Source organism: Sphaerisporangium rubeum, from assembly GCF_014207705.1.
GTDB classification, from domain to species: Bacteria; Actinomycetota; Actinomycetes; order Streptosporangiales; family Streptosporangiaceae; genus Sphaerisporangium; species Sphaerisporangium rubeum.
Genome location: NZ_JACHIU010000001.1, coordinates 6,737,991 through 6,752,909 on the forward strand (window position 1 = coordinate 6,737,991; position 14,919 = coordinate 6,752,909).

Below are 14,919 nucleotides of genomic sequence, written 5' to 3' on the forward strand. Positions count from 1 at the left end.
GGGACCGCCGCGCCGTCACCGGGTCACGTCGTCTGGTCGTCACTGGGCCACTTCCTCCTCGCTCGGGCGGTTCGCCACCGCCAGGCCGCTTGCCACAACCCCCGCCAGTGCGAGGTACGCGCGCCGCGTGCCGGCCCGCACATGGGCCGGGTCGGCGGCGCCTGGACGTCCGGGAGCCAGTTCGTCGTCCCACGGCACCCGCACGATGGCGCGGCAGCGGCCCCTGGCCACCGCCTCCGCCTGCTCCACGCCACCCATGCTGCGGCGGCTCACCCCGTTGATCACGAGGACGCCGCGGCGGCGCAGCTCGCCGGCCCCGTGGCCGTCCAGCCAGTCGAGGGTCATCGCGACGGCCTCGGACGCGTCCTCGCTGGCCGGGGCCACGAGGACGAGCTGGTCGGCGTACGGCAGCAGGCGGGCCGCCACCGCGGCGGCCGGGTCCATGAGGACGAGGCGGTAGTGGCGGTCCAGCAGGCGGACCGTCTGCGCGAGGCGCTGGTCGGAGAACAGGCCGCGGTCGGCGAGCCGCCGGGACGCCGCCGTGTCGGAGTCGGAGGCCACGACCTCCAGGCCCGACTCGCAGCGGGTGGTGTAGGCGCGTATGCCGAGGTAGCCGTTCACGCCGTCCAGACCGGCCAGCAGGGACGTCAGCGTCTCGGGGGAGTCGATGGGGACGCGGGAGGTGAGGGTGTGGTCGCCGACGTTGGCGTCGACGGCGAGCACGCGGTCGTCGCGGTGCCGGGCCAGGGTGTGGCCGAGCATGAGCGCGGTGGTGGTCTGGCCCGCGCCGCCGCTGCAGCCGAGCACGAGGACGCGGCGGCTGCCGGTGAGCGGAGTGCGGGCCCTGGCCTCGTCGCTGTCGGTGCCGTCGCCGCGGCCGGGACCGCCGCCGCCGACCACGACCTGCGCGATGCGGCGCCACCCGCCGGACTGGTCACGGCCGACGACCGACTCGACGCGGCGCACACGGGGCTCGTCACCGGGACGCGGCACCGGCACGGGGACCGACGGCGCGGCCGGGTCGGCGGTGGCGCCTTGGGACGTCGGAACGGCGCGGATGGACAGCGGAGGCGCCGGCTCGCGGCTGCCGGGCCGCACCGGTGTGCGGCCGGCGGACCGCTGCGGCGTGGCCGGCCCGCGCGACGCGGCGGTCTCGCCGGGGAGGGGACGGCCCGAGCGTGCCGTGCGCACCTCAGGCACCCGCGCCGCCTGCGCGGGCCGCGGCGGCTGGCCCTTGCGGTGCTGCTCGGCCGCCTCGGCGGCCTCGGCGCCGAGCGTGGCGAGCAACTCGGCGTCCTTGGCCGACACCAGGCGTTCCTGACCCGGCCGCGGCGCCTCGACGGCGAGGCCCCTGCTGGGGACGGCGCGTTCCGGGGCCGCCTGCTCCGAGGTCGTGGGATTCGGGACGGCGGCCGGCCCGGGTGGAGCGGGGTGCTCGGCGGTCCGCCTGGCCTCGGCGGAGGCGGCGAGCCTGCGCAGGCGGCGCAGGGCCTCGGTGCCGATGGGCTGCTGCTCCGCCTCACCGGACGCGGCAGGCTCCGGGGCCGCGGCGGGCTCGGGAGGCGGCGGCGTGGTGGCCGGCGGCTGCGAGGAGGGCAGGTGCAGCGCGCGCGCGGCGGGACGGGACACAGGTACCGGAGCCGGCGGCGCCAGCGGGCCGAGGGTCTCGGCGGCCGGCGGCACGGCGCCGATGGCGAGGCGCTCGGGTGCGGCCGGGGTGGCGGCACGGGACGCCGGAGGCGCGGCGGACTCGGTGACCAGGCCGCCCCAGGTGACGCGGGGCCGCTCCTGGACGCGTGCCGGGGCCTCCGCCGCGGTGGTGGTCACGGCGGCCGCGGCGGCGGCCACGGCGGGCCGCACCTCGCCGGCGAGGAGCGGAGCGGGCTCCACGCGCGCGGCGGGCTTCACCGACGGCACGGCACGTGCGGCGTTCCACGCCTCCAGGGGCCGGCGGCGCGGCGCCGTGTGCCGGGGCTTGGCCCGGGTGCCGCGGCGTGACCTGGCGCCGGCCGCAGCGGTCGCGCCGGCGCGGACCGGCACCGGGGAGGTGCGCCAGACGCGCGCGGTGAGGGTGATCTCGTCGGGTTCCTCGACGGGGGCGAGGCGGCACCAGGTGCGCGGCTCACCGAGGTAGCGGACCTGGGACTGCAACAGCTCGTTGAGCCGCTTGCTCTCGATCACCGGACGGGTCGACAGCCACGTCACCACACCCGGCGGCACCATGTACAGCACGTGCCAGGGGGATTCGAAGGGGACGCCGACCAGTCTGAGCAGGACCGACCACGGCACGACCACACCCACGAACACGCCGACCCAGACGATCGGAAGCGGCGTCGGCAACCGCAGATCGTACAGCTTGTACAGCCGCTTCTCGATCCGCCAGATGTTCGTATAGGTAGGCAGGTCCACCCGATGATCCTCCTCTCCCTGTCACGGCCTCGCGGTCACGGTCACTTGATGCCGAGCGCCCCCGCGATCGCCCTCGCCGTCACCTCGATGATGTTGGGCACGTAGAAGATCACTCCGATGGCGATCGCCAGGATGATGAACTGCACGAACCTGGTGATCTCGCGTGTGAAGAGGAAGAAGATCGCCACGACGGAGACGACGACGAGGAACAGCGGGGCGAAGAACTTCCGCAGGAAGTCCGCCAGGCCCGCGGTGTTCACCCCGCCGGTCGCCGGTGCCGTCGGCGTCACGAGCTCCAAGGCGCTCTCCACGATTACTCTCAGAACCAACTCTCGTCCTCCTGCTCCTGGTCGCGCCGCCGGTGCCGCTCAGGGCCCGCCATGCGCTCCCCTCGGTCCACCCTCGCCCTCCTCCATGGTGGCGGCCTCACCCCACAGACCTGGTCGCGCCGCTGATGCTCTTGACGTACCAGTTGTCGCCCTGTTTCTCCATGGAGAGGCGGTAGGCCTGCTCCAGGCCCGCCGGCTGGCCGGTGGGGTCGGTGGACGTCGCCGCCGGTGAGGGGGTCGCGCTCGTCGGCACACCCCACACGACCACGGCGGTGACGTCGCGGCTCGTGCCTCCCGGCGGCGCGATGACGCTCTTCAGCTCGGCCAGGGTGACCTTGCCGCCGAAGCCGTCGAGCGTGATGCCCTGCACGACGAAGCGCTGGAGCTGCGTGGCGTCGCCGGCGGCGAAGGCCTTGAAGAAGCCTTCGAGCTGGGGACGCAGCTCGCTCTCGGTGACGTCGTCACGCTCGGGCTCGGCGGCCTGCGGCAGCCCGGCGGGGCCGCCGGCCGGCAGCAGGGCCGGCTGGCCGGAGACGACGAAGCGGCCGTCGGCGTAGTGGACCGGGACCGAGAGCTTCCAGCGCTGCGCGCCTGACTGGGCCACCACGGTGACGACGGCGTTCTGCGCGTCGCCGATGTCGATGCCGGAGAACTGGATGCCGCCGGTGCTCATCTTGCCGAACCCGTTCCAGCCGAACTGGCGCTCGGCGCCTTCGGGGAGGAACGGCGCGAGCCGGTCGGCCCGGTCGTCGGGCCTCGCGCCGTCGAAGTTGAGGTACGCGGCGGCGAACTGACCGGCGAACGCCGCCGCCTCGGTCTCGGGGAACCCGCTGCCGGTGGGGGTGACGGCCGTCTGGCCGGGCTGGTCGCCGGCGGCGAACCGCTCGATCGGCGCGCGCACGCCGTTCACGACGATCACGATGATGACGGCCCACAGCACGGCGCGGCCGAGCCACACCAGCCACCGTCCGCCCCCGCCGGACCAGCCTCGCCGCGGGGCACTGCGTCCCCGAACCCGCACGGGATCAGGATCCGGGTCGTAGGGCGACGGAGGGTACGTCGAATGCTCGGGTTCGCCAGCGGTCCGCGGACCGTGCTGGACGTCTGACCTGCGAGCCATCACGCCTCCGCTCGCGCCGATCCCCCCGGCTGGCGCGGTGTCGTCTTACCATCAATCCCGTTATCCATGGTGAAGTATTCACCTTAGCGGCCTCACCAATTGTTCCAGGAAAGCCACGCCCATGCCGCAGGCATCGCCGCGACAGACCGACTGGGTCTTGTCCCTGGTAGGGGCCTCGTGACGGGGGTTAACGCGGGACATGGAGCCGTCGTCCATTGGCGAGCCACCATTCACCTCCGCGACAAATTTCGCATTCGGGACAAAGCTCGCACCGGACAGGTAATCACTAGGACAACGGCTGGGGAAGACGACATTACCGCTGTTCACGGGGCCTTTCACTCCCGCAGTGACGAATGCGTCAGGCTCGGCCGGCAGGCGACGAACCATCCGCACGCACCGCCCTCCCTCCCGCCGCAACGCCCCTCGGCGCACGGCCCACGACGACCGGACGGCCGCCTGCCCCGCGCACGGCACAGGACGACCCAAACAAAGGAGGGTACGCCGACCGCGCGCCGCACTCGATTACCTGCGGGCCACGCATTGGTAGCCCCCGCGAAACACAGGTCTCAAACGTTGAAGCGGAACTCCACCACGTCGCCGTCCCGCATCACGTAATCCTTGCCCTCGATCCTGGCCTTCCCCGCGGACCTCGCGGCCGTCATGGAACCGGCCGCGACCAGGTCCTCGAAGGACACGACCTCGGCCTTGATGAAACCGCGCTGGAAATCGGTGTGGATGACACCGGCGGCCTCAGGCGCGGTGGCACCCTTGCGGATGGTCCACGCTCTGGCCTCCTTGGGGCCCGCCGTGAGGTAGGTCTGCAGGCCGAGGGTCTCGAAGCCGACCCTGGCGAGCTGGGTGAGGCCGGACTCCTCCTGGCCGACCGACTGCAGCAGCTCAAGGGCCTCGTCGTCCGGAAGCTCCACCAGCTCGGACTCGATCTTGGCGTCGAGGAACACCGCCTCGGCCGGGGCGACCAGGGCCGACAGGCGCGCGCGCAGGTCGTCGTCGGTCAGCTCGTCGGCGTCGAGGTTGAAGACGTACAGGAACGGCTTGGCGGTCAGCAGGTGCAGGTCGCGCAGCGGCTCCAGATCGATGCCTGAGGCGAACAGGGTGGTGCCGGAGTCGAGGGCCTTGCCGGCGGCCTCGGCCGCCTCCAGGGTCGCCTTGGCGTCCTTGTTGGTCCTCGCCTCCTTGGTGAGGCGTGGGACGGCCTTCTCCAGGGTCTGCAGATCGGCCAGGATCAGCTCGGTGTTGATGGTCTCGATGTCCCGCCGGGGGGAGATCTCGCCGTCGACGTGGGTGACGTCGGGGTCTGCGAAGACGCGGATCACCTGGCAGATGGCGTCGGTCTCCCGGATGTTGGCGAGGAAGCGGTTGCCGCGTCCCTGGCCCTCCGAGGCGCCGCGCACCAGGCCCGCGATGTCCACGAACTCGACCTTGGCGGGGAGGACGCGCGCCGAGCCGAACAGCTCGCCGAGGACGTCCAGACGGGGGTCCGGCACGCCGACGACCCCCACGTTGGGGTCGATCGTGGCGAACGGGTAGTTCGCCGCGAGCGCGTTGCCGCTCTTGGTCAGCGCGTTGAAAAGGGTGGACTTGCCGACGTTGGGCAGGCCGACGATGCCGATGCTCAGGCTCACGTACGCCGAGTTTAGTGAGCCCTGGACCGTACGCCGTACCGCACGGGGACGCGGGCCTGGAATCATGCGACGGATGGACGTCACGGCACTCCTCTTCCAACTCGTGGCAGGCCTCGCGGCCGGGCTGGTCGTCGGGTTCTCGCTCGGCCGGGCCAGGGCCGCCGCCGGGGCCGCCGCCGCCGACGCGCGGGCCGCCGAGGCCGAACGCCGTGCCACGCTCGCCGAAGCCGCCGCGCAGGCCGCCGAGGAGAAGGTGTCCTACGTCGAGGAACAGATGACGCAGCGCTTCCAGACGCTGTCCAACCGCGCGCTCGACGTGAACAACCTGCGGTTCCTCGAACTGGCGGAAAGCAGGCTCGCCGCCTCGCGGTCGGACGCGGCCGGCGACCTGGAACAGCGGCGGCAGGCGGTGGAGAACCTCGTGGCGCCGCTGCGCGACACGCTGGCGCAGGTGCAGGACCAGCTCCGGCGCAGCGAGACCGGGTACAAGGTGGCGCACGCCGAGCTCGGCAAGCAGATGGAGTTCGTCCGGCAGAGCTCCGAGCAGTTGCGCGCGCAGACCGGGGCCCTGGTGCGCGCGCTGCGGCGGCCCGAGGCCCGGGGACGGTGGGGGGAACTGCAGCTGCGGCGCGTCGCCGAGATCGCCGGCATGTCGCGGTTCTGCGACTTCGACGAGCAGGCGAGCGCCGTCACCCGTGGCGGCGTCGTCCGGCCGGACATGGTGGTGCGGCTCGCCGGCGGCAAGAACATCGTCGTGGACTCCAAGGTGTCGCTCGCCGCGTACCTGGAGGCCGCCGAGGCCGCGGAAGGCGGGCCGCAGGAGGTGCGACTGGACGCGCACGCACGGCACCTGCGTGAGCATGTGGACCGGCTGGCGGCCAAGTCGTACTGGCAGGCGTTCACACCGGCGCCGGAGTTCGTGGTGCTGTTCATCCCCGGTGAGGCGTTCCTCGCGCCGGCCCTCGAACGGGACCCGCAGCTGCTGGAGTACGCCATGGGACGGCGCGTCCACATCGCGACCCCGACCACGCTGATCACCATGCTGCGCACGGCCCAGTACGCCTGGCAGCAGGCGGCGCTGAGCGAGAACGCACGCGCGGTCTTCGACCTCGGCAAGGAGCTCTACGACCGGCTCGGCGCCATGGGCCGGACCATGGACACCCTCGGCCGGTCCCTCACGCGGGCCGTCGCCGCGTACAACCAGACGGTGGGGTCGCTGGAGACCCGCGTGCTGGTGTCGGCACGCAAACTCAACGACCTCGGGGTGGTCGACGGGCCGCTGCCGGCCCCCGACCTCATCGAGGACCTGCCGCGCTCACCGTCGGTACCGGAACTCGTGACCGAGACCGAGCCGGACCTCGAGGCGGACGTACCCGGTGACCCCACCGTGGGGACGTCATCGGCACCGGAGACGTCCGCAGGCGGCCAGGTGGGAGGTGTGTCCACCGAGAGGCCGCAAGCCGCTGGTGAAGAGACGGCAAGGGCGTACCGGGGCCCGCTTCCTGGGGGTAGGTTTGCGCCAGGCTCGTCATAGGGCGGCCCTGGCCGGGTGGGGCCGGGCCTGGAGGGGACGGCAGTGGTAGCTCAGCAGCGCACGCGACCAGGGGTCAGGCTGACCGCCAGGGGTGCCGCCGCGCTCGTGCTGGTCGTCACGCTGCTGTCGGAGCTGACCGGGTCGATCACCGTCACCTGTGTGACCTTCGCGGTCGCATGTGTGGCCGGCGTGCTGCTGGTGCAGCCCAAGGACCTGCTCGCGCTGGCCGTCACACCGCCGCTGCTGTTCTTCGTCGTCACGCTGATCTCGGCCGTCGTGTCGGCCCTCGGCGCGCCGTCCATGATCCAGGCGCTCGGCCTCGGCATGTTCACCGACCTCAGCGCCGCCGCGCCGTGGCTGTTCGGCACCTCGGCCGTCATGCTCGTCATCGCGTGGTTCCGCGGCCTGCCGGCCAACATCACCGCGCTCAGGTCCGAGCTGCGCTCCGACCCGCCGTCCCGTCCCGCCGTCCGTCCCAGGACCCCCGCCGGGCCGAAGTTCGCACCCGAACCCGAGGGGTACTTCGAGCCGCGCGTGTACGGCAAACCGCGCGACGAGAGAGAACGGCCCGGCGCGCAGAACGGCCTCTAGGGCCGCGCACCCCGGCCCTCTGGAGCAGCGGAGCCGGCTCTTCGGAACACCGGGCCCGCACCACCAGCGGTCAGGGGCTCGCGCGCAGGTCGCGCCGTAGCTCGTGCGGCAGAGCGAAGCGCACGCTCTCGCGCACCGACTCGACCTCCTGGACGTCGGTGAAGCCGTGGGACGCCAGGTAGGCGAGCACCCCCTCGACCAGGGACTCCGGGACCGAGGCGCCGCTCGTGACCCCCACCGTGGTGACGCCGGACAGCCACGCGTCGTCGATGAGGGACGCGTCGTCCACGAGGTAGGACGCGCCGGCGCCGGCGTCCAGAGCGACCTCGACCAGGCGCTTGCTGTTGGAGGAGTTGCCGGAACCGACGACGATGACGAGGTCGGCCTCGGCGGCGATGTCCTTGACCGCGACCTGGCGGTTCTGCGTCGCGTAACAGATGTCGTCGCTCGGCGGGTCGATCAGCGCGGGGAAACGGTCCCGCAGGCGCGCGACGGTCTCGGTGGTCTCGTCGACCGAAAGGGTGGTCTGGGACAGCCAGACGACCCGCTCGGGGTCGCGGACCTGGACGGACGCGACCCCCTCCGGCCCGTCCACGAGCTGGACGTGGCGGGGAGCCTCACCCGCGGTGCCCTCGACCTCCTCGTGGCCCTCGTGGCCGATCAGCAGGATGTCGTAGTCGCCGGCGGCGAACCGCCTGGCCTCGTTGTGGACCTTGGTGACCAGGGGGCAGGTCGCGTCGATGGTCCGCAGCGAGCGCGCCTCGGCCTCCTGGTGGACGGTGGGGGCCACACCGTGCGCGGAGAAGACGACGATCGCGCCCTCGGGGACCTCTTCGGTCTCCTCGACGAAGACGGCGCCGCGCTCCTCGAGGGTCTTCACCACGTGGGTGTTGTGCACGATCTGCTTGCGCACGTAGATCGGCGCGCCGTACTGCTCAAGGGCCTTCTCGACCGCCTGGACCGCACGGTCGACCCCCGCGCAGTAGCCGCGTGGCTTGGCGACGAGGACCCGCTTGGTCGCGGTGGTCTGCGAAATCATGGGTCCATCGTACGTGCAGGCGATTCGGTTCCTCGCCGCGCCTGTGGACGGTTGATGGATAATCCCAAGTCCCTGGCGTAGCTCCCCCGGCCTGGGAGGTATATCTGCTTTCCTATGCTTGAGGGGAGTGTGCGTCCGGGACGGTACCGTGTCCCCGCCCCCCTGTGACCTTACGCGGCATGATCCGTCCAAGACTCGCCGCCCGACAGCAGATCCCTAGGAGCCGGCATGTCATTGACCGACATCGTCCGCACCGTAGCCAAGAATGTCCGGCAGACCGTCTCCGACCCCGGTGAGCTGAAGGAGAAGGCCAAGGACCTCCCCCTCAACGTGCTCCAGACGGCGGTGGCGGGTGTCGGCCAGGCCCTGATGCTCAGCGACCGCGTGCGCACCCGCCTGCGCAACCTGGTCACCGGCCGCGAGCCGGAGGAGGACAAGCCCGCCGCCGAACACGAGACCTGGGCCACCGCCACCGAGGAGCCCTCCGCGAAGCCGGCCCGCCGCGAGCCCGTCATCTTCGCCCCCCGCCCCTCCCCCGCGCAGCCCGACCCGTCCCCCACCACCCCGGACCCCTCGACCTCGGCCACCCCCGCAGCCGGCGCACCGACGACCCCCGTCGAGACCGCCGCTTCGGTGACCCCCGTCGAAGCCACCGCTCCGGCCACCCCCGCCGAGGACATCACCCCGGCCGTACCCACCCCGGCCAAGCCCGCCGAGACCGTTGCCGCCGCACCCGCGGAACCCGCCGCCGGCCCCCCCGCCACCGCAGCGGAACCCGTCTCCAAGGACGCGACCGCCGCGGCACCACTCTCCACGGACGCCGTCGCCACCACACCCTCCACGGACGCGGCCCCCACGACGACCCTCCCCGAGCCGCTTCCCGGATACGCCGGCCTCACCCTGGCGTCGCTCCGGGCCCGGCTGCGCGGCAAGACCGTGGAGCAGGTACGCGACCTGCTGGCGTACGAGCAGGCCACCACGGCCCGTCCCGAGGTCGTGCAGATGTTCACCAAGCGCCTCGCCAAGATGGAAAGCGGCGAATAGGCGATCGCTTTGTAGGCTTCCCGCATGACGGCGAAGACCTCTCCGGAACAGCCGCTGCCGATCCGCTCGGTGCTCCAGATGGTGGCGCAGTGGATCGGCAGGCTCGGCGTGGTCTGGGCCGAGGGCCAGATCACCGAGTTCTCCTCGCGCGGCGGCACGGTGTTCCTCACACTGCGCGACCCCGTGGCCAACGTGTCGGCCCGGGTGACCTGCCCGCGCGGCGTGTACGAGGCCACCGTGCCGCGGCCGGTGGACGGTGCGCGCGTCGTCATGCTGGTCAAGCCGGACTTCTGGGTCAACCGCGGGTCGTTCGCCTTCACGGCCCTGGAGATCCGGCCCGTCGGCGTCGGCGAGCTGCTGGCCCGCCTGGAACGCCTGCGTCAGATCATCGTCGCCGAGGGCCTCGCCAACGCCGACCGCAAACGCCGGCTGCCGTTCCTGCCGCACGTCGTCGGGCTCATCTGCGGCCGCGACTCCGCCGCCGAACGCGACGTCCTGGAGAACGCGCGCCGCCGCTGGCCCGCCGTCCGCTTCACCGTCGAACAGGTCGCCGTCCAGGGCCCCTACGCCGTCACCGAGGTCACCGAGGCCCTGCGCAAACTCGACGCCGACCGCGAGGTCGACGTCATCGTCATCGCGCGAGGCGGCGGCTCCCTGGAGGACCTGCTGCCGTTCTCCGACGAGTCCCTGGTGCGCGCCGTCTCCGCCTGCCTGACCCCGGTCGTCAGCGCCATCGGCCACGAGCAGGACAACCCCCTGATCGACCTGGTGGCCGACGTCCGCGCCTCCACCCCCACCGACGCCGCCAAGAAGGTCGTCCCCGACGTAGGCGAACAACTCACGCTGATCACCCAGCTCCGCGACCGCGGCCGCCGTGTCGTCACCGGCTGGCTCGACCGCGAACACGCCTGGCTCACCGCCGTACGCTCCCGCCCCGCGCTCGCCGACCCCGTACGCGAACTGGACCGCCGCGCCGAGCAGGTGGACGCACTGAAGGACCGCACCCGCCGCAGCCTGTCCTCGTCCCTGGACCGCGCCGAGGACTCCCTCACCCACCTGAGAGCCCGCCTGGACGCGCTCTCCCCCGCCGGCACCCTCCGCCGCGGCTACGCCATCGTCCAGCGTCCCGACGGCGAAGTCGTCCGCCAAGCCGCCGAGATCAAGGAAAACGACCTGTTGACCCTCCGCTTCCCCGACTCCCGCGTCACCGTCACCGCCACCGCCGACCCCACCCCCTAAGGTGGCAAAGGTGTCCGACGCAGAGACCCCGTCCTACGAACGAGCCCGCGAGGAACTCACCGAGGTCGTCCGCCGCCTCGAAACCGGCGGCCTGACCCTGGAGCAGTCCATAGAGCTGTGGGAACGCGGCGAACGCCTGGCCGCCATCTGTGAGGAATGGCTCCAAGGCGCCAGAGTGAAACTCGCCGCCGCGATGGCCCGCCGCGACCAGTCCCCCGACGCCTCCTCGGAGGAAACCCCCTTCTGACGCCGTGCGGGCCGGCCCCGATGGAGGCCGGCCCGCACGTCATTGTGCTGATCAGGCCAGGTCGAAGCGGTCGAGGTTCATGACCTTGACCCAGGCGTCGACGAAGTCGGTGACGAACTTCTGCTTGGCGTCGTCGCTCGCGTAGACCTCGGCGAGGGCCCGGAGTTCGGAGTTGGAGCCGAAGACTAGGTCGGCGCGGGTGCCGGTCCACTTGACCTCGCCGGTGGCGGTGTCGCGGGCCTCGAAGGTGGTCTGGTCCTCGGAGGTGGACTTCCAGGTCGTGCTCATGTCGAGCAGGTTGACGAAGAAGTCGTTGGTCAGGGAACCAGGGGTCGTGGTGAGGACACCGTGAGTGGACCCGCCGTGGTTGGCGCCGAGGACGCGGAGTCCGCCGACGAGGACGGTCAGCTCCGGAGCGCTCAAGGTGAGCAGGTTGGCCTTGTCGAGCAGCAGGTACTCGGCGGGGAGGCGGTTGCCCTTGCCGAGGTAGTTGCGGAAGCCGTCCGCGGCCGGCTCGAGAGCGGCGAACGACTCGACGTCGGTCTGCTCCTGCGAGGCGTCCACCCGGCCCGGGGCGAACGGGACCTCGACGTCGAAGCCGGCGGCCTTCGCGGCCTGCTCGACGCCGACGCCGCCGGCGAGCACGATCAGGTCGGCGAGGGACACCTGCTTGACGGACTGGCCGGCGTTGAAGTCCTGCTGGACACCCTCGAGCACGCGCAGCACCGTGGCGAGCTGGTCGGGGTCGTTGACCTCCCAGCCGATCTGCGGCTGCAGGCGCACCCGAGCCCCGTTGGCGCCGCCGCGCTTGTCGCTGCCGCGGAACGACGAGGCCGAGGCCCACGCGGCGGACACGAGCTGCGGCACCGACAGGCCGGACGCGGCGATCCGCTCCTTGAGCGCGGCGACGTCGGCGGCGTCGACGAGCTCGTACGTGCGCATCGGCAGCGGGTCCTGCCACAGCAGCACCTCCGACGGAACCTCCGGGCCGAGGTAACGCACGACCGGGCCCATGTCGCGGTGGGTCAGCTTGTACCAGGCCCGCGCGAAGGCGTCCGCGAACTCGTCGGGGTTGGCCAGCCAGCGACGCGTGATCTGCTCGTAGATCGGGTCGGCGCGCAGCGCGAGGTCGGTGGTCAGCATCGTCGGCGCGTGCGTCTTGGACGGGTCGTGCGCGTCGGGGACGGTGCCGGCGCCTGCGCCGTCCTTCGGCCGCCACTGGTTGGCGCCGGCGGGGCTCTTGGTCAGCTCCCACTCGTAGCCGTAGAGGATCTCAAGGAAGCTGTTGTCCCAGGTGATCGGGGTGTTCGTCCAGATGCCCTCAAGGCCGCTGGTGATGGTGTCGCCACCCTTGCCGGTGCCGAAGCTGTTCTTCCAGCCGAAGCCGAGGTTCTCCATCGGAGCGGCCTCGGGGTCGGGGCCGACGTGGTCGGCGGAGCCCGCGCCGTGGGTCTTGCCGAAGGTGTGACCGCCGGCGATCAGCGCGGCCGTCTCCTCGTCGTTCATCGCCATGCGGCGGAACGTCTCACGGATGTCGCGGGCCGCGGCCAGCGGGTCCGGGTTGCCGTTCGGCCCCTCCGGGTTGACGTAGATCAGCCCCATCTGGACGGCGGCGAGAGGGTTCTCCAGCTCGCGGTCGCCGGTGTAGCGCTGGTCGTCGAGCCAGATCGACTCGGGGCCCCAGTAGACGTCCTCCTCGGCCTCCCAGACGTCCTCACGGCCGCCGGCGAAGCCGAAGGTCTTGAAGCCCATCGACTCCAGCGCGACGTTACCCGCGAGGATCATCAGGTCGGCCCACGACAGGCTCTGGCCGTACTTCTTCTTCACCGGCCACAGCAGGCGGCGCGCCTTGTCGAGGTTGCCGTTGTCGGGCCAGCTGTTGAGCGGCGCGAACCGCTGCTGTCCCGCACCGGCGCCGCCACGGCCGTCACTGATGCGGTAGGTGCCGGCGCTGTGCCACGCCATGCGGATGATGAACGGCCCATAGTGACCGAAGTCGGCGGGCCACCAGTCCTGCGAGGTCGTCAGGACCTCGGCGATGTCCCGCTTCACGGCCGCGAGGTCGAGCGACTGGAACGCGGCGGCGTAGTCGAAGTCCGCACCGAGCGGGTTGGCCACGGCGGGGTTCTTGGCGAGGATCCGCAGGTTCAGCCGGTCGGGCCACCACTGACGGTTCCCCCCGCCCTGGGTGGGGTGCGCGGCGCGCGTGTGCGCGACCGGGCAGCCGCCCTCACCCTCAGGCTGCGCGTCGGTGACTATCGCGTCATGATTCTCAGACATAGAAAATCTTTCTGGACTAGGTCGGATCAGGGTGCTCACGAACTGCGGGCGATGGAACAGTCAGGGCACAGGCCCCAGTAGATGACCTCGGCCTCGTCGATCGAGAACCCACGGTCGTCGGCGGACGTCAGACAAGGCGCCTCACCGACCGCGCAGTCGACATCGGCGACAACCCCACACGACCGGCACACGATGTGATGGTGGTTGTCCCCCACGCGCCCCTCATACCGGGCAGGGCTCCCGGCAGGTTCGATGCGACGCACCAGCCCCGCCGCCGTAAGCGCGTGCAGAGCCTCGTACACCGCCTGAAGGGACACATGCCCGACACGAGCCCGCACCCCGGAGGCGATCGCCTCGACATCAAGGTGATCCCCCCCTCGCACGGTCTCAAGCAACGCGACGCGGGCGGCCGTCACCCGCAGGCCGACCCCACGCAGCTCTTCGGCGGTGGTCGGGGTCTGGGATGCGGTCATGCGACCAACCTACCGCCCTAAACACGAATCATTCAAGAGAGCGAATGTCCCCAGTTTGGATGACGACGTAATCGTGACAGACGTCCCTGTCCTGGTGGTTCTCCACTTGACGACCCGCCGCCACCGGGCCCGTGTCCGCCGGCGGATGCTCTTTCCGAGCACGAACGCGTCCAGGATCACCGGTGCGGACGCCTCCGCCGCCGTCCGATCGGTGTTCGGCCGCCTGGAGACGACCTTCTACTGCTCGTCGAGAAAGACTTCTTCGATCGCCAGGCCGAACACCTTGGCGATGCGGAAGGCGACGGGAAGGCTGGGGTCGAACTTGCCTTTCTCGATCGCGATGATCGTCTGCCTCGACACACTGATCCGCTGAGCCAGATCGGCCTGTGTCCAGTCGCGCTCGGCCCGGAGGTCCGTGATGCGGTTCTTCATCGGTATCTGATCATGCCGGCGGCGAAGGCGATCACGAAGACGACTCCGAGAAGCGCAGGCAGGACCGCGGTGTTGACGTCGAAGGTGATGAGGCCGGCGGCATCCGCGACGACATAGGCGAATCCGCCGACCCACCCCGCTCCGAGGGAGATGGCCAGAGCCTCCTGCATGACCTTGCGCTGCAATTCGTCGATTCGCTGAAGAAAGCGAGTGAAGGCGACGATCCATCCGACGCCGATGGCCAGGTTGACCGCGACCGCGGCCCAGCTCGCCACCGGCTGCCGAGAGCCCCACAAGAGCTCGGGACCGAACTTGGCCGAGGCGAGGGTCGCCGTCCAGGCGAGTGTCCAGAGCACGAGCCGGATGGTCGCCTTGGTCGACTCCCGGTAGTCCCCGGTCATGGTGTGTGCTTGCACGGTCGCCCTCCTGCGGCGCGATGTAAAGGACACTTGACACGGTAGGAGAGGGCTCGCCGCGATGTCAAGTGTCCTTTACATCGGCGAGACGGCGGAGATCACCTGCTGGAGGCGAGGACCGCT

At 71.3% G+C, this 14,919-nt stretch carries 14 protein-coding genes; 5 read left to right on the plus strand and 9 right to left on the minus strand.

Going from position 1 to position 14,919, the window contains the following annotated elements:
- Window positions 1-39 precede the first annotated feature (39 nt).
- The 4 genes from BJ992_RS28450 to ychF form a co-directional block, all read right to left on the minus strand.
- Window positions 40-2,409, minus strand: a complete 2,370-nt coding sequence (locus tag BJ992_RS28450; protein WP_184986198.1) for a TcpE family conjugal transfer membrane protein — start codon at window positions 2,407-2,409, stop codon at window positions 40-42.
- 41 nt (window positions 2,410-2,450) lie between these two features.
- On the minus strand, window positions 2,451-2,720 hold the full coding sequence (locus tag BJ992_RS28455) for a hypothetical protein (protein ID WP_425503737.1): 270 nt from the start codon (window positions 2,718-2,720) through the stop codon (window positions 2,451-2,453).
- 115 nt (window positions 2,721-2,835) lie between these two features.
- Window positions 2,836-3,759 carry a conjugal transfer protein gene (locus BJ992_RS28460; RefSeq protein WP_343072904.1) on the minus strand — a complete coding sequence of 308 codons (924 nt, stop codon included), beginning with the start codon at window positions 3,757-3,759 and terminating at the stop codon, window positions 2,836-2,838.
- 665 nt (window positions 3,760-4,424) lie between these two features.
- Window positions 4,425-5,501 (minus strand): redox-regulated ATPase YchF, encoded by a 1,077-nt coding sequence (gene ychF / locus BJ992_RS28465; protein ID WP_184986204.1) that lies wholly within the window; start codon window positions 5,499-5,501, stop codon window positions 4,425-4,427.
- A 73-nt stretch (window positions 5,502-5,574) separates the two neighbouring features.
- Between ychF and BJ992_RS28470 the strand changes: the two genes are divergently transcribed.
- Both BJ992_RS28470 and BJ992_RS28475 read left to right on the plus strand, forming a co-directional pair.
- Window positions 5,575-7,035 carry a DNA recombination protein RmuC gene (locus tag BJ992_RS28470; protein ID WP_184986206.1) on the plus strand — a complete coding sequence of 487 codons (1,461 nt, stop codon included), beginning with the start codon at window positions 5,575-5,577 and terminating at the stop codon, window positions 7,033-7,035.
- A gap of 42 nt (window positions 7,036-7,077) precedes the next feature.
- Window positions 7,078-7,626 (plus strand): DUF6542 domain-containing protein, encoded by a 549-nt coding sequence (locus BJ992_RS28475; RefSeq protein ID WP_184986208.1) that lies wholly within the window; start codon window positions 7,078-7,080, stop codon window positions 7,624-7,626.
- A 70-nt stretch (window positions 7,627-7,696) separates the two neighbouring features.
- Here BJ992_RS28475 and BJ992_RS28480 read toward each other — a convergent pair whose 3' ends face one another.
- Complete coding sequence (locus BJ992_RS28480) at window positions 7,697-8,665, minus strand: 4-hydroxy-3-methylbut-2-enyl diphosphate reductase (RefSeq protein WP_184986210.1); 969 nt, start codon at window positions 8,663-8,665, stop codon at window positions 7,697-7,699.
- A 228-nt stretch (window positions 8,666-8,893) separates the two neighbouring features.
- Here BJ992_RS28480 and BJ992_RS28485 point away from each other — a divergent pair, with 228 nt between their 5' ends.
- Genes BJ992_RS28485 through BJ992_RS28495 form a run of 3 tightly spaced genes read left to right on the plus strand, consistent with a single transcriptional unit; the run spans window position 8,894 to window position 11,195 of the window.
- The gene (locus tag BJ992_RS28485; RefSeq protein WP_184986213.1) at window positions 8,894-9,709 is read left to right on the plus strand and encodes a hypothetical protein; all 816 of its coding nucleotides are present in this window, start codon (window positions 8,894-8,896) and stop codon (window positions 9,707-9,709) included.
- A gap of 24 nt (window positions 9,710-9,733) precedes the next feature.
- On the plus strand, window positions 9,734-10,948 hold the full coding sequence (xseA, locus tag BJ992_RS28490) for an exodeoxyribonuclease VII large subunit (protein WP_184986215.1): 1,215 nt from the start codon (window positions 9,734-9,736) through the stop codon (window positions 10,946-10,948).
- A 1-nt stretch (window position 10,949) separates the two neighbouring features.
- A complete protein-coding gene (locus tag BJ992_RS28495; protein WP_343072905.1) occupies window positions 10,950-11,195 on the plus strand; it encodes an exodeoxyribonuclease VII small subunit in 246 nt (81 codons plus the stop codon).
- 51 nt (window positions 11,196-11,246) lie between these two features.
- On the opposite strand, the gene katG is transcribed toward BJ992_RS28495, so the two are convergent.
- The 4 genes from katG to BJ992_RS28515 all read right to left on the minus strand — a co-directional run bounded on the left by katG (window position 11,247) and on the right by BJ992_RS28515 (window position 14,781).
- The gene (gene katG, locus BJ992_RS28500; RefSeq protein ID WP_184986219.1) at window positions 11,247-13,475 is read right to left on the minus strand and encodes a catalase/peroxidase HPI; all 2,229 of its coding nucleotides are present in this window, start codon (window positions 13,473-13,475) and stop codon (window positions 11,247-11,249) included.
- A gap of 35 nt (window positions 13,476-13,510) precedes the next feature.
- A complete protein-coding gene (locus BJ992_RS28505) occupies window positions 13,511-13,948 on the minus strand; it encodes a Fur family transcriptional regulator (protein WP_184986221.1) in 438 nt (145 codons plus the stop codon).
- 237 nt (window positions 13,949-14,185) lie between these two features.
- Window positions 14,186-14,380 (minus strand): helix-turn-helix transcriptional regulator, encoded by a 195-nt coding sequence (locus tag BJ992_RS28510; protein WP_184986223.1) that lies wholly within the window; start codon window positions 14,378-14,380, stop codon window positions 14,186-14,188.
- Window positions 14,377-14,781: a hypothetical protein gene (locus BJ992_RS28515; protein WP_184986225.1), complete on the minus strand. Its 405-nt coding sequence runs from the start codon at window positions 14,779-14,781 to the stop codon at window positions 14,377-14,379. Before BJ992_RS28515 ends, BJ992_RS28510 begins: the two co-directional genes overlap by 4 nt.
- Window positions 14,782-14,919 lie beyond the last annotated feature (138 nt).

What these genes read in the sequence shown, in the direction of transcription:
- BJ992_RS28470 (WP_184986206.1), top strand. Translation starts at nt 5,575, where the DNA reads ATGGACGTCACGGCACTCCTCTTCCAACTCGTGGCAGGCCTCGCGGCC.
- BJ992_RS28480 (WP_184986210.1), bottom strand. Translation starts at nt 8,665, where the DNA reads ATGATTTCGCAGACCACCGCGACCAAGCGGGTCCTCGTCGCCAAGCCA.
- BJ992_RS28485 (WP_184986213.1), top strand. Translation starts at nt 8,894, where the DNA reads ATGTCATTGACCGACATCGTCCGCACCGTAGCCAAGAATGTCCGGCAG.
- xseA (WP_184986215.1), top strand. Translation starts at nt 9,734, where the DNA reads ATGACGGCGAAGACCTCTCCGGAACAGCCGCTGCCGATCCGCTCGGTG.
- katG (WP_184986219.1), bottom strand. Translation starts at nt 13,475, where the DNA reads ATGTCTGAGAATCATGACGCGATAGTCACCGACGCGCAGCCTGAGGGT.
- BJ992_RS28505 (WP_184986221.1), bottom strand. Translation starts at nt 13,948, where the DNA reads ATGACCGCATCCCAGACCCCGACCACCGCCGAAGAGCTGCGTGGGGTC.
- BJ992_RS28510 (WP_184986223.1), bottom strand. Translation starts at nt 14,380, where the DNA reads ATGAAGAACCGCATCACGGACCTCCGGGCCGAGCGCGACTGGACACAG.
- BJ992_RS28515 (WP_184986225.1), bottom strand. Translation starts at nt 14,781, where the DNA reads ATGACCGGGGACTACCGGGAGTCGACCAAGGCGACCATCCGGCTCGTG.